Below are 20,306 nucleotides of genomic sequence, written 5' to 3'. Positions count from 1 at the left end.
TATTTGCGATAAAAACATATTTTTGCGCCCATAAAATTATTATTTGAATGGCATTAGACAAGATTTTATCTATTGGAGGTAAACCAGGACTTTACAAATTATTGACCCAAACCCGAGGTGGCTTTGTTGGCGAATCCCTTTTGGATGGCAAACGTGTAACGGTTGGTTTAAGAAGCAATGTAAGCGTGCTGTCCGAAATAGCCATTTATACCTTGGAAGAAGAAGTTCCTTTAAAGGAAGTTTTCCAGAAAATCAAAGAAAAGGAGGGAGGTGAAAAAACTTCCATCAGTCACAAAGCTGAAAAAATTGAGTTGGAAGAGTATTTCTTCGAAGTACTACCCAATTACGATGAGGACCGCGTGTATGCTAGCGACATCAAAAAAATCATACAGTGGTACAACATCCTTCTCGACAACAATATCACTGATTTTGTTGAAGAAGAAAAGGATGCCGAGGAACCTACTGTATCTGCTTCCGAAGAAGAGGAAGAATAAACACTATTCTTTTTTCCAGTCCACCAACTTTGTTGGGTAATAGTTGATCTGCATGGCTTCCAGATAAGGAACCTGTGCGGCGAGACGTTCTTTGTAGTCGTCCCAATTTAGGTGTTCGCTGGGGGACCATCCCAATTCGGCATATCCAATCAATCTTGGGAACGCCAAATATTCCAATTCGGTTCCATTGCTGATGGTTTCCGACCATAACGGAGCTTCAATGCCGAGAATGTTTTCTTTGGCAAGTCCTTCGGCGTAGGTTTCCGGGTCCCATTGGTACCCCACATCAACAGGGATATAGCCTGCCCAGTTCAATCCATATTCCGAAATGGAATCATATTTCATGTCCAAATAGGCCTTCTTTGCAGGTGAAATAATGATTTTGGAACCATTTTCAGCAGCCTTCAATGCATTTTCGGGCTCGTTCCACAATTGCGCAATCGAGCTAGAGTCAATATCCGCTTGGGCTATTTCGTCCCAGCCAATCATTCTTTTATTATGCTTTTGAACAATTTCTTCCACTTTTTCCACAAATAGAATGTAATCGTCTTTTTTGGTCACATGGCTTTCATCACCCCCAATATGAAAATAGGGGCTGGGGCTCATGGCGGCAATTTCGCCGATAACATCATCCAAAAAACTATAGACCGTGTCTTTTCTGGCATCAAAAGAACTATAGCCCACCTTCATATCGGTTCTAACGCGAGGTGTCTCCGCCCCGGCATAGTGCAAAAACGGATAACTCAAAGATGCCGCATTGGTATGTCCGGGCATATCAATCTCAGGAACAATGGCAATATGTCTGTCCGCAGCATAGGCCACAAGGTCTTTGTATTCTTCTTGCGTGTAAAACCCACCTTCGCCACCACCCACTTCGCTGGTACCGCCAACATCGGTGAGTTTCGGCCAGGATTTAATTTCAATACGCCACCCTTGATCGTCCGATAAGTGCAAGTGCAATGTGTTGAACTTGTAGTAAGCTAAAGCATCAATATATTTTTTGACTTCCTCTACAGTAAAAAAGTGACGGGCCACATCCAACATGGAGCTACGGTATGCATATTTTGGCGCATCCATGATTTTACCCGAAGGAATTACCCACAACGGATGGTCCGTCAACGTATCATTGCTTTGTTCTGGAATGAGTTGGCGAAGCGTTTGGATACCCCTGAAAGCACCTGCGGCAGTTTTGGCGTTCAGTAAAATGGAATCTTTTTTAATGTAAAGTTGATAGGCTTCGGGATTTTCCAAATCCACACTATCGAATTGGTTGATGTAGATCAATCGCTCCAACTTATCTTCGGATGAAGCATTCACAGCAAGATCAAGCCCTGTTTTGGATTTAATGCTTTCGGATAAAAACAGGCCCACTTTCTCAAACTCTGGGTTCGTGGTAGAGGTATAAATGGCAGTTCCTGCATCCAGCCCAAAAGCACTTCCAGTGGGAATGGTTTTGATGGGTTTTGGAATTAACGGAGCATTGGCTAAGTCTGTTTTTGGAAAATTGATTTCCTCTTTTTTGGTTTGGCAAGCTGCCATGCAGATAACTGCAACGAACAGCAAAATTGATCTGTAAATCACGTTTGTTTAGTTTTAGTCAATATAGTTTTTGATCACATCGTACCAGATGTCATACCCTTTGGAGTTCATATGGAGCCCATCTTCAATAAAAATGTCCTGTTTTACCTTTCTTTTGTCAAGCATGGGGTACCAAACATCCACAAAATCGATCCCATCGGTCTTCGATGCCAATCGGTACAGTTTGCGGTTCAATCTTCGGTACCTGCCCCTATATTTCCAACGGGAAATACTCGGTTTGGCAGAAATCAGAACAATTTCCATGTCGGGGTTTCTCTGTTGAAGGATGCCAAGAATATATTCGGCCCTTTGCAATATTTTTCGGGGTCTCTTCTTGGCAAAAATATCGTTGTCGCCTTCATAAATGAAAACTTTTGAGGGCTTGTAGTTTAAAATCAACTCATCCAGATATAGTTCAAGGTCGGAAAATTGCGAGCCTCCGAACCCAGTGTTCAATACTTGGTGCTCTGGAAAGCGTTCCTGGACATCATCCCAAAAACGAATACTCGAACTTCCCGTAAAAACAATGGTCGGTCGGGACGAATCCCAAAGGGAATCGTTCTTTTGCTGGATTGCCCTAACTTCATTTTCAAAGGGATTATCGGTTTGCCCCATGGCGATCACAGGAATCATGAGCAACGCAATAATAAGATGTTTCATTCTACTGGTTTTGCCTAAAATGAGGTTCAAGATAGTGATATTTTCTCGTAAATGGGCTTTGTTGAAAAATACCAAAATACTTTTCATAAGTAAATTTTGATGATGGAATCTCAACCAATCGGACTTCGTATTTTTGGACAAAATCCAAAGCCATGAACACAAGATCGGAACAGTTGGCCGCCTTTGACCGCCTTTTGACCATTATGGATGAATTGCGCGAACAATGTCCGTGGGACAGAAAACAGACCATGCAGACCCTACGCCATTTGACCATTGAGGAAACCTACGAACTGGGCGATGCCATTCTGGACAACGATTTGGAAGAAGTGAAAAAGGAATTGGGCGATATTTTGCTGCACATCGTTTTTTACGCCAAAATCGGTTCGGAAACCCAAGATTTTGATATTGCGGATGTGGCCCATGGTATTTGTGATAAACTCATCAACAGGCACCCGCACATTTATGGGGATGTAAAGGTGGAGAATGAAGAGCAGGTAAAACAGAATTGGGAAAACATCAAACTAAAAGAAGGCAAAAAGAGCGTGCTCGAAGGGGTTCCCAACGGATTGCCTTCCTTGGTGAAAGCCAACCGAATCCAAGATAAAGTGGCTGGTGTCGGATTTGATTGGGAAAAACCTGAACAGGTTTTTGAAAAATTGAAAGAGGAGCTTGGAGAGCTTCAAGAAGAGGTGGAGGCCAATGATGCCGACAAAATGGAATCTGAATTCGGCGATGTCCTTTTTTCCATGGTGAACTATGCCCGTTTTCTAAAAATCAACCCAGAGAATGCATTGGAACGCACCAATAAAAAGTTCATCAAGCGGTTTCAGTATTTGGAACAAAAAGCCAAAGAGGCTGGAAAAACGATGAGCGATATGACCCTGGCCGAAATGGACGTGTTCTGGGAAGAGGCGAAGCAACTTTAAATTTGTCCGTAAGCTAACGTAAAGTTTGGAGACAAATGTCATCAATCTGGCTATATTTGCCATCCTTTTTAAGTATCCGTTGTGTTTCAAAACTACACCAAAGAATTTGCCTATAATCTTAAATTGTCCTACCCCGTAATCTTGGGGATGCTGGGTCATACCTTTGTGGCCTTTGCGGACAATATTATGGTGGGGCAGTTGGGAACCGCCGAACTGGCAGCCGTTTCTTTGGGGAACAGTTTCGTTTTTATCGCCATGTCCCTTGGTATTGGTTTCTCCACGGCCATTACGCCTTTGGTCGCCGAAGCGGATGGAGCAAAAGACCAAGCGGCGGGCAAAAGTGCCCTAAAACACGGTTTGGTGCTGTGTACCTTATTGGGATTGTCCCTATTTGGACTCATTCAAGTTTCCAAACCTTTGATGCACCATATGGAGCAGCCTCCTGAGGTTGTGGAACTTGCTTTGCCCTATTTGGATTTGGTGGCTTTTTCCCTGGTGCCTTTGATCATATTCCAGGCTTTTAAACAGTTTTCTGATGGATTGTCGCAGACCAAATACCCGATGTACACGACAATCGTGGCCAATGTGGTCAACATCACCTTAAACTACCTTCTCATTTTTGGTTCCTTCGGATTTCCCAAAATGGGGATTGTAGGGGCAGCCGTTGGCACCTTGATTTCACGTGTGATCATGGTCGCATTTATTTGGTATCTGCTCCAACGAAAAAAGAAGTTTGAATTCTACGTGACCCATTTCAACTTTAGAAGTATTGAAAAGAAAGTGATGAAAAAAATCATCAACCTTGGTTTTCCATCAGCATTACAGATGTTTTTTGAAGTCGCCATTTTTACCGCGGCCATTTGGTTGAGCGGGGTTTTGGGAAAAAATGCGCAGGCTGCCAATCAGATTGCCTTGAACTTGAGCAGTATGACGTTTATGGTAGGAACTGGACTAAGTGTTGCAGCAATGGTCAGGGTCGGGAACCAAAAAGGACTTCAAAACCATAAAGAACTCAAGCGCATCGCCGAATCGGTATTTTTCTTGACCTTGCTTGTGGAAATAGCCTTCGCGGCCATTTTCTTGATCGGAAGACATTGGTTCCCCACCATTTATTTGGATGTGGACGATATCGCAAATCAGGCCGATAATACCGAAGTGATATTTATTGCTGCCAAATTGTTGTTGGTTTCGGCATTTTTTCAGATTTCCGATGGGCTTCAAGTGGTGGTTTTGGGAGCGTTGCGCGGTCTGCAAGATGTGAAGATACCGACTCTCATTACCTTCATCGCTTATTGGTTGATCGGTTTCCCGATTTGTTTTTATTTGGGATTGCGCACTAATTTGGAAAGCACTGGAATTTGGATCGGATTGTTATCGGGCCTTACCGCATCGGCCGTAATGTTGTATCTTCGATTCAACTATTTGACCAAGAAATTGATATTAAAATAGTTTCGTCACACTGAGCTTGTCTCAGGGTCTCATCAAAAAAATAATCTAGATGAGATGTTGAAACAAGTTCAACATGACGTGATAAAAAAATAGATATTAGATTCCACGATTGGAATCAAAATTAGAACACATGGAACTACCTAAATTTTTATTGGCCGATAATACGGATTTTCCCGAGGCCATTTTTATTGTTCATACGGAATACCCACGATTCATCATCAATCTGGAAAATGATGAAGTAGAATGGATGGAAGAATTCTCCAAAGAAGATGAAGCTGATTTAATGGACGAAACAGAAAACCTGATCGAGGCCGCCACTGCTTTTTATGATCGAGAAGTCTCCAGATACGACGATTGATGATCGAACAACTGCTGCAATATGATAAAGAACTGTTTTTGTTCCTTAACGGATTGGGAACCGAAACGTGGGACGGCTTCTGGATGTTCATCACGACCACTAGAAACTCTGCGCCGCTTTATCTGCTGTTACTCTATTTATCTTACCGAACCTTTGGTTGGAAGGGAACAGGAATTATTTTGGTCTCCATCGCTTTGCTGATTACCTGTACCGATCAACTGTCCAACTTTTTTAAGTATGGCATCGGCCGCTTGCGTCCCTGCCACGAACCCGAAGTAAGCAGTGCAATGCGATTGGTAAAAAGCTACTGCGGTGGACAATTTGGGTATTTTTCTGCGCACGCAGCCAACTCATTTGGCCCAGCGATTTTCTTTACGGTGTTGTTCGGAAAAAAGGTGAAATATATTTCTTGGGTTTTGCTGCTTTGGGCCTGTATTGTGGCCTATAGCCGTATTTATATTGGCGTGCACTATCCGTTGGATGTGCTGACAGGCGCCTTGATAGGTTCACTTTTCGGTTGGTTGTGGGCCAAGTTGGCTATATTTGCTTTCCAAAAAATAGGGGTATGATCTCGACCGCCAGATACTGGTTTTATATTGGATTGATTGTCTTGGTGTACATCATTGGGATGTTCGTGACCCTGTTCGAGAACGATTCCGCGCAATTTGCGGTCATGGCCATGCGAATGGTACAGGAAAATGATTTTTTGAGCCTTTTTAAAGGTCCCGAAGAGTATCTGGACAAACCACACATGCATTATTGGTTGGCCGCACTTTCCTATAAAATTTTTGGTATTCACGATTGGGCCTATCGCATTCCAGGTATTTTGTCCACTTTGTTGGGGGCTTATAGTTGCTACGGACTCGGAAAGCTACTGTATAACAAAGATGTAGGGCGTTTTGCCTCATTGATTTTTATGACGGCCCAAACCATGGTCTTGGCCAATATCGATGTCCGTACCGATGCTGTCCTTACTGGATTCACCATTTTTTCCATCTGGCAATTGGCCACTTATATTGAAAAAGGAACGCTGAAAAGTATTGCCTTGGGGGCCTTTGGAGCGGGAATAGCTTTTTCCACCAAAGGGCAGATTGCCTTGGTCGTGATAGGTATTTCCATTCTGTGTCATTTGGTCTACACCCGAAAATGGGAAAGATTGCTCAATTGGAAATTACTGGTTGCCTTGGTTGTTTTTGGTTTGACCATAGCTCCGATGTTATATGCGTATTACCATCAATTTGATTTGCATCCAGAGAAAGTGATCCGTGGAAAAGACAACCGTAGCGGTATCTTCTTTATTTTTTGGGAGCAGAGTTTTGAAAGGATGAGCGGTGAGGGCGTTGGGAAGAACAGTAGCGACTTTTTCTTTTTCTTCCATACCTTTTTATGGGTGTTCCTGCCTTGGACGGTTCTGGCGTTGATTGGGTATTGGACAAAAATAAAAGCCTTCTGGGAAGCCAAGTTTGCTTACAGGCCCAATTTGGAATTTCTTACCGTGGGCGGGATTTCCATTTTGTTCCTGCTTATCAGTTTTGCGCAGTTTAAATTGCCGCACTACATGAATATTCTGATGCCTCTGTATTCAATTTTATCCGCAGCTTTTCTATTTGCTCTGTATCAGAATCATAAATTGAAGATGGCCAAGGTAATTTTGGGTGTCCAATATTTTATATTGGGATTGGTGGTAGTCTTCGCGCTGTTGGTGAGCTTCTACGTCTTCAAATTGGAGCATTGGTACAGCTATTTGTTATTGTTGATAGCGCTCGGATTGGTTTCATATTTAATCATTCAAAAAGAAACTCCCTACACAAAAATTGTAACGGTAGGCATTTTGAGTTCAGTGCTGTTGAACGGTTTAATGAATGCCCATTTTTACCCCAAACTGCTCGATTATCAAGGTGGTTCCAATATGGCAGAAAAGATACAGGAGAAGAACATTCCCGTGGACAACATTTACAAGGTTTCAGAGAGATATTCTTGGTCGTTGGATTTTTACAATAAAAACCCTGTGAATATTGTTTCTGTCACTGAGCTAAAAAACTTTAAAGATGTCTGGGTCTACGCTACCGACGAAGAATTGAATCAATTAAAGAAAAATGGAATTGCTTGGGACAATCAAATTACCGTGGATCAGTTCCGCATTACCCGACTGCAGGCTAAGTTTTTGAATCCGAATACTCGTGAAGATAAATTGAACAAAATGCATTTGGTGCATCTGGATTAATCTACCGATTCCAACTTTGGCTTATTGAAGTGGTAGATGATACCGAAGAGCGAAGTAAGTGCCGTAATCAAAAAGAAGGTAAAGCTGATACCTATGGATGTGCTCTCATCCAACCCAAGCCATTTGGCTCCATATAAAAACGTAACCTCCCTACTGCCAATCCCTCCAATGGTCAAAGGAATCACGGAGACAATCGAAGAGATCAAAAACACAAAAAGGTATTCAACGGTGTCCAAGCTGATGGACAAAGACTTCAAAATAAAAAGTATGCTGACCAACTGTGATAACTGTACCAGGGCCGAAAACCCTACAGCTTTCCAAAATATGGGTAGGGTATAGGGAAAAAAGGTCTTGTTCACCAACCAAAATACAACAACGCTCAAAGGAATAGCCGTTGTAATCAACCAATAAAAACTTTGAAAAAACTCATTTTTGGACAGTAGGGCAAGTACACAGGCATACACAAAAAGCAGCAACATTCCATTTAAACGATCTAACAAGATGCTGGAAACCACTTTTTTTGTCCCTGGCTGATATTCTTTTTGGATGAGATAGCCTTTGTAAGCATCACCACCCACCCCTCCAGGCAAAAAGAGATTGTAGAACATTCCCAACAAAGACAACTTTAAATTACTCCATTGGGTAAGCTTGGCGCCAATTTGATGGAAAAACAAGTTGGTTCTAAAAGCCGACAATATTTTGGATAACACAAAAAACAGAACTGCCAGAAATATATAGAGCGGGTCGCTCTTTTTCAGGGTCTGGACTACATCCTTCAACTCTATTTTTGTGAAAATAAAGTAAATAAGGACCGCACTAACAATGATTTTTAGGGCGGTAATGCCCCTTTTACGCAGCTTTTCCGTCACCTATGCTTATTTTTTTGATGCGATATGGTCGTTTTTGCTGTGATTCGTAATAAGTACGGATCAAGAGTTCCATCACAATGCCAATAGTAAACAATTGGATGCCCCCAACAATGAACATCATACCAAAAATGAGTAAGGGTCGGGTTCCGATGTCCTGTCCAAATCCAAGTTTCACGATCAACAAATACACATTGATCAAGATGCCAAGGATGACCAGCAACACTCCAAAAATCCCGAACAAATGGATGGGGCGTTGGAAGTATTTTCTAATGAAAAGCAACAGCATCATATCGGCCACTACCTTAAAAACACGTTCGAGTCCGTATTTGGAAACCCCAGCATGTCTGGCATGGTGCTTTACGGGAACTTGTTTGATTTGCGCACCTTCCAAATGGGCCAAAAGTGTGATAAAACGGTGCATTTCACCGTACAGGTTCAAGCTTTTGGCAATGTCCTTGGTAAAAACCTTTAGTGCACACCCGTTGTCCTTAATATCTAGTTTAGTTACCCTGCGCACCAAAAAGTTAGCGATTTTGGACGGTATTTTTTTGACTTGGGAGTCCTTTCGTTTCTGACGGATGCCTGTCACCAGATCATATTCTTCTGTAATGGCGTATTCCAACATATTTGGAATGTCGGAAGGGTCGTTCTGGAGGTCGCCATCCATCGTGATAATGTATTCGCCTTCGGCATAGTCAATTCCTGCCGCCAGGGCCAAACTTTGGCCGTAGTTCTTTTTCAGCTCGATCAAATGAACCCTTTTGTCGTCCATTTCCTTGACCCTGATTCGGGTTTTATCAGTGGAAAAATCATCCACGTACACAATTTGGTAATTGTACCCCTCAAGGCTTTCGTTGATTTTTTGGGTCAATAGAACCACATTGTCCTCCTCGTTGTACAAAGGAACCACTATGGATAAAAGGGAATCGGTGACGGTGCTCATTCGGTATAAAATCTGTGCAAATTTATTGCTTTTATTTAAAGTTCCTTGGTAATCTTGTCCAATAGGATTTTGGCGGCGTAGAACGGTGAAATTTTGTGCTCTTCGATTTCCGTCAACAACTTGGCCTGTTCTGTTTTAAAGGTTTCTTTTTGATGGAAAAATTGTTTGATGTACTCGTCCACGGTCTGCAAGAACCAGTTTTTGTTCTGTTGTTGTCTGTTCTTTTCAAAAAAGCCGTTTTCCTTATTGTGCACAACGAATTGCTGCACCATTTCCCAGATGTCTTCAATCCCTGTTTTCTCCATAGCGGAACACTTCATCACTTTTGGGGTCCAGCCGTTGGCTTTTGGCGGGTAGAGGTGCAATGCCCTGGAGAATTCGGTTACGGCCAACTGGGCATGTTCCAGATTGCTGCCGTCCGCTTTGTTGATGGCAATGGCGTCGGCCATTTCCATAATGCCCCTTTTTATGCCTTGGAGTTCGTCTCCAGCTCCTGATAACTTCAACAGAAGGAAAAAATCAACCATACTGTGCACAGCTATTTCACTTTGACCAACGCCAACCGTTTCCACTAAGATGACATTGTATCCTGCGGCTTCGCACAGCATGATGCTTTCCCGTGTTTTTTGGGCCACTCCGCCCAGAGAGGTTCCAGAAGGGGAGGGTCGGATAAAGGCATTAGGGTCCTTGGCCAGGGTCTCCATTCGGGTCTTGTCTCCTAAAATGCTTCCCTTGCTCAGAGAACTGGTGGGGTCCACGGCCAAAACGGCCACTTTGTTGCCTTGGTCGGTCAGGGTTTTGCCCAAGGTTTCTATAAACGAACTTTTACCCACACCTGGAACCCCCGTAATTCCCAAACGAATACTGTTCGTAGGTCGGGTCAAACACTTTTCAATAACGGCATTGGCTTTTTCAAAATGGGCCGTCTTTGTGCTTTCCAGCAGCGTTATGGCTTTGGCAAGCATAGCTTTGTTGCCATCAAAAATACCTTGTGCCAAGGCATCGGCAGAAAGCTCTTGTTTTCTGAGTGCCTTGATTTTGGAAATGGTGTCCGAAGGTATTTTATTATTGTCTGCCAAGCGTACGGTTCATCAGTTTATACGAATTTATGAAGATTTTACGGGTTTGTCAGTTCTTTGGTCGGTTTGAAGGCGGATTTCCAATCTATCCATTTCACAAAAATTTAATATCTATTTGAGCTGACATCTGCTAGCAAATTGGTACCTTATTCGTTTAATGATCGGCAACTGCAAAGCTGTCGATTTTTATGAACCTATAAACATTTAAAAGATGAAGACTATTTTTGAGGCCCAGGCCACCAATACAGGAGGAAGATCAGGACACGTAAAGAGCGAGGACGGTGTTTTGGACTTTCCTATAAGCATGCCGAATTCTAAGGGAAAGCCTGATCCAAAATCCACCAATCCCGAGGAACTTTTTGCTGCAGCTTACTCCACTTGCTACGCAGGTGCGGTAGAGGCCGTTGCCAAAAACCATGATATTGATGACCTAGGAGATTTCAATGTTACTGCAATAGTGGCATTCAATAAGGAGGAGGAAGGATTTTTCTTGGAAGTTACCTTGGACACCTATTTGCCCACTGTTGATAAAAAAACGGGCGAGACCATTATCAAGGAGGCCCATGAAATGTGCCCTTACAGCAAGGCCACACGCGATAATATTACCGTTCATCTGAATTTGTTGTTGGACGAATAATCGGATTAACTTCTTAATAATGAGCCCTGTTGATTTTTCAACGGGGCTTTTTTTGTTAAAAATGCGCCAAAAACGCACTAATTTGCAACGTTGCTTTTTTTGCATCGTCCTTAATACAGAACAACTAAAAAACCAGACATAGAACCGAGTGTGCTCCATATAGAGCTTGTAGAAAAGTGCAAGGTGAACGACCGCCAGGCACAAATGCAACTGTACCGTCAGTATTGCGATGGTATGTTTTGTGTGGCCATGAGGTTTTTGAAAAATTCTGATGATGCCGAGGATGTACTCCAAGATTCCTTTATAAAAGCGTTTCAGCGGATAGGACAGTTTAAAGGCGATGTGACTTTCGGGGCCTGGTTGAAAAGAATTGTTGTGAACGGCAGTATCGATTTTTTAAAGTCGAAGCACCAACGAACAGTGGAACTCAATGAGAGCTATTTGCAAGTGGCAGAGGAAGATGATTGGTCGGTGGAGGAAGGAATCTCCATTGACCAGGTAAAGAAAGCGATTGAAGAGTTGCCCCAAAAATATAGGTATGTTGTGCAATTGTTCTTAGTGGAAGGGTACGACCACTCGGAAATTTCTGAAATACTTGGAATAACCGAAACCGCATCGCGCACCCGATTGCTTAGAGGAAAGACACAATTAAAGGAAAAATTAAAAGATTTAGCTTATGGCACGTGATCTTAGAGAATTGTTTGAAAAGGAAAGGGAGCAAAAAGGCTTCAAAATGAGGGAAGGACATGAGGACCGCTTTTTTGCGAAGCTAGATGAGGAGTTGCCCAATAATCCTCCCAAGAAAAAGGTCATTTCCCTTTGGATGCAGATTGCCGCTTCTGTTGTGGTTGCTGTAGGGTTGTCCGTTTATTATTTCAATAACAATGGGGGATCGGTGGACCCGGATGAAAATATTACCGTAGTGGACAGGGGGACCCAGAGTATAGAGGATCAAGGTATTTCATTGGGCGATCTTTCCCCTGATCTTAGGAAAATCGAAACGTATTATACCACTAATATCAATCTGCAACTAGCTGAATTGGCCGATGACCCTGGAAACAAGGAGCTTGTGGATAGCTATATGGATCGCTTGGCGGAACTGAACAAGGAATATCAGAGACTTAATCAGGAGTTGAACGAATTGGGCCCTAATGATCAAACCATCAATGCCTTGATCAACAACCTACAGCTACGGTTGCAGTTGTTGCAAAAATTAAAATCAAAGTTGAATCAATTAAAATCATCAAAAAATGAACAGGAATCATCAAATATTGTTTAGCGGATTGCTTCTTGCCTTGGTCGGATTTACCGGCCAAGCGCAGGAGAAGTCCAAAACCTACAAGGAAACCTTCGATGTCGATAACGACACGGAACTGAACATCAATACCAGTTATGCGGATATCCAATTTGAGACTTGGGACAAAGACCAGGTGGAAATTACGGCAGTAATCGAACTGGAAGGAGTGGAGAAGGAGGAAGCCGATTCTTATTTTAAAAAGGATTTGGTCAAAATTATGGGCAACAGCAAGGAAATAGAGGTCAGTACCGAAGGGGCCGGGCCTAGCTATGCCTTCGATTTTAACACGGTGAACATCGATATTCCCGAAATGCCCTCGGTTGCCGAGATCATGGCCAGTGTGGAGATACCGGAAATGCCAGAGATTGATTTTGCTGAAATAGCGGTAATGACATCAATGCCACCCTTGCCCCCAATACCTAATATAAATTTTGATTACGACGCCTATAAAAAAGACGGTGATAAATATATGAAGGAATGGAAGAAGGAGTTTGATAAAAACTTTGACAAGGAGTACAAGGAGCGTTTTGCGAAATGGGGCGAAGAGATGGAAAAATTGGCCGAGGAGCGCGAGGCCCGGAGACAAGAGTTGAGGGGCGAACGTGAGAAAGTTAGGGAAGAGCGCGAAAAAGTACGTGAAGAAATGCATGAGAGGATTCAGGAACAACGTGAAGAGATTCGTGCCCACCAAGCAGAAATTAGAGCTGAGCAGGCGGAGTTCAGACAGAAACTACGTGAAGAGGTAAGGGTACACGGAAGCCCAAATGTGTTCTATTTTTCATCTGACGGGAAACATAAAGAGTATAAGGTCAAAAAACGAATCATCATCAAAATGCCGAAGTACATTAAGGTAAAAATGAATGTGCGCCACGGTGAGGTAAAATTGGCAGAGAATGCCAAAAACATCAACGCAAGCTTGTCCTACGCAAGCTTGCTTGCCTCTACCATTGATGGGGCCAATACCGATATTCGAGTGTCCTATTCCCCTGTTGTGGTGCAAAATTGGAACTATGGCAGCCTGAAGACGGATTACTCCGATAAGGTGAATTTGAAAGAGGTAAAGGATTTGAAACTGAACTCGGTATCATCCAACGTAGTAATCGGGAGGGTGGTGAACAATGCATTGGTGACCAATAATTTTGGTGCCTTGAGCATTGATGAGGTAGCCAGTGGTTTCAATACCATCAACATTTCCATGGAAAACGGTGAACTTGACTGTAAACTTCCGGAAGCTTCCTACGTTATCTCTGTAAATGAAACAACCTCTGGTTTTACGTACCCAAAAACATTAAAGTTGACCTCTGTGAAGAATCATGGGTCCAATCTGCATACAGGTTATAACATCAGCAAGAATGGTGGCAAGACCATCAAAATCAATTCCAAATACAGCGAGGTGGTTCTTAAGAACTAGCTTGTTTTGCCCGTCCCAAGGAACCACCTCGAATATTGGTCGATATAACTCTTCAACGACCAGCACCTACCACATCACTTATCAATGAGCATCTTCTTTTAGGTAGGACTTAAAGTTCTCTTTGAAACGATTCAACCTAGGAATCGAAACATTTCTGATATAACTGTTGTTCGGATTACGTTTTTCGTAGTCCTGATGATATGCTTCAGCTTTATAAAATTTTTCAAAAGGAGTCACCTCTGTTACTATAGCGCGGTCACCATATACATTTTCAACCCTAAGTTTATCCATGTAATCCAAAATGATCTTTTTTTCCTTGTCGTTTTTATAAAAGGCAATGGAACGATATTGGGCACCGCGGTCGGGCCCTTGACGGTTTAGGGTCGTGGGGTCGTGGGAACCAAAAAATACTTGGACCAATTGGGTAAAGGATATCACATCGGGGTCATAGAATACCTCTACCGCTTCTGCATGATGAGTCCTGCCATAGGAAACTTCTTCGTAGGTGGGGTTCTTTTCTGTACCCCCCGAGTATCCGGAATATACTTCTTTAACGCCTTTTACGCTTTCAAAAATGGCTTCCACGCACCAAAAGCATCCGCTGGCAAAATAAGCTGTCTCATATTCTTGGAGTTGCTCTGCACTCAATTTAGTTGCTATGTGGGTGTCCGATTCTTCTGTTTGGGCAACTTCCTGCTTGTCGGATTTGTTTTTGGGTTGGCAACTTATAGATGCCATTAGGAGTAGAATTAAAAATGGAGTTCTCACGATTTTCATTTTAGTTTCTTGTTTAGTTGTAATAAGATACCAACAATTACTTGGATGGCCGTTAAAAAATGTTAATCATCCTTCTTAAAGATGAAATACCTCCATCCTAGGTTTCAAATTGATAAATGTCAATTTTAGTCATTTTTTCTTACGTAGACCTGAAAAAATTAATCTTTTTCTTACAAACAAATTATTGCTGTTCAGTAGGTTACAGATGAACTGCAAAGCGGATTATCGATGAAATGCACATGCCTTCGTTATGCTGTTTTTGGACCTAAAAACGTTCGTCGTCGATAAAAAACACTTCAACCGATAAAAATTTATTCACCGAAAGAAAGGTGTCATTGAGCGAGGGAAATCGATTTGACCTTGTTCGTGAAAGTAATTTTACATCGTTAAACAAACAGAACAAATGAAGACAATTTTCACCATTATCGCAGTAACTTTTTTCGGAACCATGGCTTTTGCCCAAAATGCTCCCAAAGAAACTAAAGTTGATACCCTTACTGTTGGTGTTGAGTTGAAAATCGAAATCAACCATACAATCAGAAAGGATAGAAAAACAGCTAGATTGTACAAGTTTAAAAACTCCAAAATCAAAAAAGAGCTTACTTTTAAAACAAAGAACGATAAGTCAAAATTGGCTTAATTATGGTGTTGGATATGTTGATACCCTTTGTGTTGTCGTTAAGTATCGCCTTTGTTTTGGCAAGTATAGCCTTCTCTTTCAGGGAAAGAAAACTATAGAAGTTTAAGTTTATATTGGAAATAGGTAGGAATGGTCGGTGTAAGCCGACCTTTTCATTTCTGCCAAATCTTACTTGTTCTACTGATCCACAGAGTTGAACTGTTCTATCACTTCTTCAAACTCTATAGTGTAGTGGGTTCCTTTTTTGGCATAGTCCCTGGTAATAGAGCCTCTTAGTTGTCGTGCAAGGTTGTAGATGAGTTTTAATCCAAGTGAGTTGGATGTTTTTGGATTTATTTCCTCGGAATAACCAATTCCGTTATCCCCAAGGTGCATTCTGTACCGATTGTCATCAATTTTTTCTACAGAAACATGGATTTCACCATTTTGGACTTCTGCAATTCCATACTTTAGTGCGTTGGTAATAGTTTCGTTGATGATCAGGCCCAAGGGAATCACCGTGTCAATGCTCAACTTGTAATTGTTGATATCCAGATTGACCTTTACATCGTTCACGCTGCCTTTTACGGACCTAACCAAATAGTCGCACAACTCCTGAACGTATGGTTTCAACTCTATTTTGGATAGATAATCATCACGCTTGTAGAGCATTTCGTGTACCATGGCCATTGATACCACCCTATTTTGGCTACTTTTGATGATGTTACTGATTTTACTATCGTCAATAGATCGCGATTGTAGGCTCAGTAAGCTCGAAACTGTCTGTAAGTTATTTTTCACGCGATGGTGTACCTCTTTCAGAAGTATCTCTTTTTCATCGATACGCTCCTGAATTTCGTTACGGGATTTGTACAACCTATGGTGGGCACTTAAAAGGTTTTTACCAAATACCCCTCCCAACAAGTATACAGCGAACATGGCACTCAAATAAGCAAACCAATCGCGCGATTCTAAAGGTATTGTATTTTCAGATATCTTAAAATCACCTGTATCGTATAGGAAAAGCAAGGTGAGAACGGCCAAATTTAGTATGAGGTACAATTGGCCAAATACTTTTGTGGTCACATAACCGGCAAACACTATTATCGCCAAAACAAAAACGAACGGGCTGTCTATACCGCCGCTGTAGAGGGTAATCACAATTGCGCCCAACATAGACAAAATAGAGGTCAGGTTATAGGTGAGCACCAATTTTTCATGTTGCTTGTACAGCAATGTATTTATCAGATTTATGGTTGCATAGCCCCAAAAGGTATATGGAACAATGCCATCTATGCCCAAAAAGAAGTAGCATACCAATCCAAAGATGGCAGCAAAGAAGGAAGAATTGTAATTTACCTTTAGTATCAAAGTAATCTTATCTTGTATCCTATATGTATCCTTACCAGGACTTTTCATATGCTGCGCGTGAATATCCCTCTATCATAAAAAGGTTGAATCGGTATAATAGAGTAGCTTTATGGGGTGTTTTACGATGTAAATCTAACTATGTTTTTGATATAAAAAAAGTGGCAGCTTTAATAACTACCACTTTATACTTGTTATAAGGTTTGGATTAGTCGTTCACCAAAACCCACTCTCCTTTGTCTATAAGGGGTTCGGCCTGTTTAAACTTGACTGTTTTGCTCTCACCGGACATTACATTTTTAATGGTAACCCTTTCGTTTCTGCCAATTTTCGGTTTTTCCCGAACAATGGTTTCTGTTACTTGAGGTCGCTGTCCCTGGGTTTGGCCTGCAGCTCTGTTCTGTGCGGCCAACTCATCACTGTTCGGTATTTCCTCTTTAGAAGTCTGAATATTCTCCTTTGGTCTGCGAACGTTCCTGGCCTCTTGGATTTGAGAAGTGTTTTCGGAAGGTAATTCTCCTTTGAACAAGAACGATATTACTTCGCGGTTTACCTTGTCGATCATTTCTTTGAAAAGCTCAAAAGCTTCGAACTTATAGATCAATAATGGGTCTTTTTGCTCGTGAACGGCCAACTGTACGGACTGTTTCAATTCGTCCATTTTGCGCAAGTGCGTTTTCCATGAGTCATCGATAATGGCCAGCGTGATATTTTTTTCAAAATCGGTAATCAATTGCTTTCCATTCGTATTGTATGCCTTTTCCAAGTTGGTGACAACGTTCAAGGATTTGATGCCATCCGTAAAGGGGACTACGATGCGCTCAAACTTGTTGGTCTGATCTTCATAAACCTTTTTGATGACTTGGAAGGCAACCGTGGCACTACGTTCCATTTTTTCTTTGTAGTACTTGTAAGCCTCGTCGTTGACTTTATTGGCAATCTGTTGAAAGCTCATTTTCTTGAATTCTTCTTCATCAATAGGTGAGGTGATGGAGAAATATTTGATGAGCTCGAACTCAAAGTTCTTGAAATCATCGGCCATTTTATTGGTCTCCGCAATGGCTTCAGAAGTATCATAGATCATATTGGCGATGTCCACTTTTAGGCGTTCACCTTCCAATGCGTGTCTTCTTCTTTTGTAGATTACCTCCCGTTGGGCATTCATAACATCATCATACTCCAATAAACGCTTACGGATACCGAAGTTGTTTTCCTCTACTTTTTTCTGAGCGCGTTCAATGGATTTGGTCATCATGGAGTGCTGTATCACTTCACCATCTTCCAAGCCCATACGGTCCATCATTTTGGCAACTCGGTCGGATCCGAACAATCGCATCAGGTTGTCTTCCAAAGAAACATAGAACTGGGAGCTTCCAGGGTCTCCCTGACGTCCGGAACGACCTCTCAACTGTCTGTCCACACGTCGGGAATCGTGGCGCTCAGTACCAATAATGGCTAAACCACCTGCTTCTTTTACCTCAGGGGATAATTTAATATCGGTACCCCTACCGGCCATGTTGGTAGCAATGGTAACAATACCGCCTTTACCGGCTTCGGCAACAATATCTGCCTCTTTTTTATGAAGCTTCGCGTTCAAAACATTGTGAGGAACCTTGCGGACACTCAACAATTTGGATAATAATTCCGAAATTTCAACGGAAGTGGTACCAATCAGTACAGGTCTGCCCGATTGAGATAGTTTCGTAACCTCGTCGATGATGGCATTGTATTTTTCCCGCTTGGTCTTGTAGATCAAATCTTGCCTGTCGTCACGAGCAATGGGTCTATTGGTTGGAATTTCCATCACATCCAACTCGTAGATTTCCCAAAATTCACCTGCTTCCGTTACCGCTGTACCCGTCATTCCGGACAGCTTGCTGTACATTCTAAAGTAGTTCTGCAGGGTAACTGTCGCAAAAGTCTGGGTCATGGCCTCGATTTTTACGTTCTCCTTGGCCTCAATAGCTTGGTGAAGACCATCCGAGTACCTACGACCGTCCATGATACGACCTGTTTGCTCGTCCACGATCATTACCTTGTTGTTCATCACCACATACTCCACATCCTTTTCGAATAGGGTATAGGCCTTCAACAACTGGGTCATGGTGTGTATGCGCTCGCTTTTAACGGCGAAATCCTTGAAGAGTTCTTCCTTGAGCTCCGCTTCTTTTTCAATCTCGAGGTTTTGGTTCTCGATTTTGGCAATTTCACTACCGATGTCGGGCATCACAAAAAATTCTTTGTCCTGATCGGTGGAAATGTATTCCACTCCTTTATCGGTAAGCTCTATTTGATTGTTTTTTTCATCGATTACGAACAATAGGTCTTCGTCCACTTTTGGCATTTCCCTATTATTGTCCTGCATATAGAAGTTTTCGGTCTTTTGAAGCAATTGCTTGACCCCTTCTTCACTCAAAAACTTGATGAGTGCCTTATTTTTTGGAAGTCCACGGTGTACTCGTAGCAACAAGAAACCACCTTCTTTGGTATTTCCTTCTTTTATGAGTTTTTTGGCTTCGGCCAAGACTCCTGTCAGGTGCTGACGTTGTTGTTGAACAATATTGGACACCTGTGGCTTTAATTCATTGAATTCGTGGCGGTCTCCTTCGGGAACCGGACCAGAAATGATCAATGGTGTACGGGCATCATCGATCAATACCGAATCCACCTCATCGACAATGGCATAGTGGTGTGGACGTTGTACCAAATCGTCTGGGGTGTGCGCCATGTTGTCACGGAGATAATCAAAACCAAATTCGTTGTTGGTTCCGTATGTGATATCGGCGTTGTAGGCTGCTCTTCTTCCGTCTGAATTGGGTCTGTGCTTGTCGATACAATCCACGGAAAGCCCATGGAATTCAAAAATGGGAGCCATCCAAGCGCTATCCCTTTTGGCAAGGTAGTCGTTTACCGTTACCAAGTGGGCCCCTTTACCAGCCAATGCATTAAGATAGAGCGGGAGGGTTGCTACCAAAGTTTTACCTTCACCTGTCTGCATCTCGGCAATCTTACCTTGATGTAGTGCAATACCTCCGATAAGCTGCACATCGTAGTGCACCATATCCCAAGTTACTTCTTTTCCTGCGGCATCCCATGAGTTTTGCCAAACCGCTTTGTCACCTTCCAAGGAAACATAATCCTTGTCGCTGGAAAGTGCTCTGTCAAATTCGCTGGCAGTTACCGTTAAGGTTTCGTTGGCCGCAAATCGTTTTGCAGTTTCCTTTACAACGGCAAAGGCCTCGGGAAGGATATCTTCCAAAGTTTTTTCGGAAATTTTATAGGCTTCTTCGTTGAGCTTGTCGATTTCGGAGTAGATTTCTTCGTTACGATCAATGTCGTTCGAATTTTCCACTTCTTCTTTCAGCTCGGCGATTTTATCGTTGATTTCTTTACAGTCTTCAGCAATTCTTGCTTTAAAAGACGCTGTTTTTTGTCTCAGTTCATCATGTGACAATCCTTCAAGTTGTTGCTCAAAGGATTTTATCTCTTTTACCAAAGGTTGTAGGGACTTTACATCCTTCTCCGATTTATCTCCTACGAAAACCTTAAGTACGGAATTAATAAAACTCATGAAATGTTTTTTCTTTTGATTGTCAAAAGCCGTTCCATTGATGGGA

19 protein-coding genes are annotated in these 20,306 nt (G+C 42.3%); 11 read left to right on the top strand and 8 right to left on the bottom strand.

The window, feature by feature from the left end:
* Positions 1 to 47 precede the first annotated feature (47 nt).
* A complete protein-coding gene (locus J0656_RS06590) occupies positions 48 to 494 on the top strand; it encodes a DUF5606 family protein (RefSeq protein WP_207032428.1) in 447 nt (148 codons plus the stop codon).
* Positions 495 to 497: 3 nt separating this feature from the next.
* Here the strand turns inward: J0656_RS06590 and J0656_RS06585 are convergent, their stop codons facing one another.
* Together J0656_RS06585 and J0656_RS06580 are read right to left on the bottom strand one after the other, a co-directional pair.
* Positions 498 to 2,033 (bottom strand): beta-N-acetylhexosaminidase, encoded by a 1,536-nt coding sequence (locus J0656_RS06585; protein WP_207032818.1) that lies wholly within the window; start codon positions 2,031 to 2,033, stop codon positions 498 to 500.
* 54 nt (positions 2,034 to 2,087) lie between these two features.
* A complete protein-coding gene (locus J0656_RS06580; RefSeq protein WP_207032427.1) occupies positions 2,088 to 2,732 on the bottom strand; it encodes a GDSL-type esterase/lipase family protein in 645 nt (214 codons plus the stop codon).
* A 152-nt stretch (positions 2,733 to 2,884) separates the two neighbouring features.
* Here J0656_RS06580 and mazG point away from each other — a divergent pair, with 152 nt between their 5' ends.
* From mazG to J0656_RS06555, 5 genes are all read left to right on the top strand, one after another.
* Positions 2,885 to 3,658 carry a nucleoside triphosphate pyrophosphohydrolase gene (gene mazG / locus J0656_RS06575; RefSeq protein ID WP_207032426.1) on the top strand — a complete coding sequence of 258 codons (774 nt, stop codon included), beginning with the start codon at positions 2,885 to 2,887 and terminating at the stop codon, positions 3,656 to 3,658.
* Between the two features lie 81 nt (positions 3,659 to 3,739).
* On the top strand, positions 3,740 to 5,107 hold the full coding sequence (locus J0656_RS06570) for an MATE family efflux transporter (RefSeq protein ID WP_207032425.1): 1,368 nt from the start codon (positions 3,740 to 3,742) through the stop codon (positions 5,105 to 5,107).
* 130 nt (positions 5,108 to 5,237) lie between these two features.
* Positions 5,238 to 5,465, top strand: coding sequence for a DUF8828 family protein (locus tag J0656_RS06565; RefSeq protein ID WP_207032424.1), 228 nt, complete (start codon positions 5,238 to 5,240; stop codon positions 5,463 to 5,465).
* The gene (locus J0656_RS06560; protein WP_207032423.1) at positions 5,465 to 6,034 is read left to right on the top strand and encodes a phosphatase PAP2 family protein; all 570 of its coding nucleotides are present in this window, start codon (positions 5,465 to 5,467) and stop codon (positions 6,032 to 6,034) included. Before J0656_RS06565 ends, J0656_RS06560 begins: the two co-directional genes overlap by 1 nt.
* A complete protein-coding gene (locus J0656_RS06555) occupies positions 6,031 to 7,689 on the top strand; it encodes an ArnT family glycosyltransferase (RefSeq protein WP_207032422.1) in 1,659 nt (552 codons plus the stop codon). Before J0656_RS06560 ends, J0656_RS06555 begins: the two co-directional genes overlap by 4 nt.
* On the opposite strand, the gene J0656_RS06550 is transcribed toward J0656_RS06555, so the two are convergent.
* From J0656_RS06550 to meaB, 3 genes are read right to left on the bottom strand one after another with little or no spacing between them, the layout of a single operon-like run.
* Complete coding sequence (locus tag J0656_RS06550; protein ID WP_207032421.1) at positions 7,686 to 8,558, bottom strand: lysylphosphatidylglycerol synthase transmembrane domain-containing protein; 873 nt, start codon at positions 8,556 to 8,558, stop codon at positions 7,686 to 7,688. The two genes, J0656_RS06555 and J0656_RS06550, sit on opposite strands and share 4 nt — an antisense overlap.
* A complete protein-coding gene (locus J0656_RS06545; protein WP_207032420.1) occupies positions 8,539 to 9,501 on the bottom strand; it encodes a glycosyltransferase family 2 protein in 963 nt (320 codons plus the stop codon). The genes J0656_RS06550 and J0656_RS06545 overlap by 20 nt, the downstream gene beginning before the upstream one ends.
* 35 nt (positions 9,502 to 9,536) lie before the next feature.
* A complete protein-coding gene (gene meaB / locus J0656_RS06540; protein ID WP_207032419.1) occupies positions 9,537 to 10,580 on the bottom strand; it encodes a methylmalonyl Co-A mutase-associated GTPase MeaB in 1,044 nt (347 codons plus the stop codon).
* 211 nt (positions 10,581 to 10,791) lie between these two features.
* On the opposite strand from meaB, the gene J0656_RS06535 reads away from it, so the two are divergent.
* The 4 genes from J0656_RS06535 (at position 10,792) to J0656_RS06520 (ending at position 13,925) form a co-directional block, all read left to right on the top strand.
* Entirely contained in the window at positions 10,792 to 11,217 is a 426-nt protein-coding gene (locus tag J0656_RS06535; RefSeq protein WP_207032417.1) for an Ohr family peroxiredoxin, read from the top strand.
* A 150-nt stretch (positions 11,218 to 11,367) separates the two neighbouring features.
* On the top strand, positions 11,368 to 11,904 hold the full coding sequence (locus J0656_RS06530) for an RNA polymerase sigma factor (RefSeq protein WP_207032415.1): 537 nt from the start codon (positions 11,368 to 11,370) through the stop codon (positions 11,902 to 11,904).
* Positions 11,894 to 12,496 (top strand): hypothetical protein, encoded by a 603-nt coding sequence (locus tag J0656_RS06525; protein ID WP_207032414.1) that lies wholly within the window; start codon positions 11,894 to 11,896, stop codon positions 12,494 to 12,496. The genes J0656_RS06530 and J0656_RS06525 overlap by 11 nt, the downstream gene beginning before the upstream one ends.
* Positions 12,468 to 13,925 (top strand): hypothetical protein, encoded by a 1,458-nt coding sequence (locus J0656_RS06520; RefSeq protein ID WP_207032413.1) that lies wholly within the window; start codon positions 12,468 to 12,470, stop codon positions 13,923 to 13,925. The genes J0656_RS06525 and J0656_RS06520 overlap by 29 nt, the downstream gene beginning before the upstream one ends.
* Before the next feature lie 81 nt (positions 13,926 to 14,006).
* Here J0656_RS06520 and msrA read toward each other — a convergent pair whose 3' ends face one another.
* A complete protein-coding gene (gene msrA, locus J0656_RS06515) occupies positions 14,007 to 14,702 on the bottom strand; it encodes a peptide-methionine (S)-S-oxide reductase MsrA (RefSeq protein WP_207032412.1) in 696 nt (231 codons plus the stop codon).
* A 403-nt stretch (positions 14,703 to 15,105) separates the two neighbouring features.
* On the opposite strand from msrA, the gene J0656_RS06510 reads away from it, so the two are divergent.
* Positions 15,106 to 15,342 carry a hypothetical protein gene (locus J0656_RS06510; protein ID WP_207032411.1) on the top strand — a complete coding sequence of 79 codons (237 nt, stop codon included), beginning with the start codon at positions 15,106 to 15,108 and terminating at the stop codon, positions 15,340 to 15,342.
* Between the two features lie 177 nt (positions 15,343 to 15,519).
* On the opposite strand, the gene J0656_RS06505 is transcribed toward J0656_RS06510, so the two are convergent.
* Together J0656_RS06505 and secA are read right to left on the bottom strand one after the other, a co-directional pair.
* Entirely contained in the window at positions 15,520 to 16,740 is a 1,221-nt protein-coding gene (locus J0656_RS06505; RefSeq protein ID WP_207032410.1) for a sensor histidine kinase, read from the bottom strand.
* 157 nt (positions 16,741 to 16,897) lie between these two features.
* Positions 16,898 to 20,260, bottom strand: coding sequence for a preprotein translocase subunit SecA (secA, locus tag J0656_RS06500; RefSeq protein WP_207032409.1), 3,363 nt, complete (start codon positions 20,258 to 20,260; stop codon positions 16,898 to 16,900).
* Positions 20,261 to 20,306: the final 46 nt, after the last annotated feature.

The sequence above is a fragment of the Flagellimonas aurea genome (assembly GCF_017313785.1).
GTDB classification, from domain to species: domain Bacteria; phylum Bacteroidota; class Bacteroidia; order Flavobacteriales; family Flavobacteriaceae; genus Flagellimonas; species Flagellimonas aurea.
Note: the sequence above shows the minus strand (reverse complement) of the source record. Positions and strands in the feature narration are given on the sequence as shown.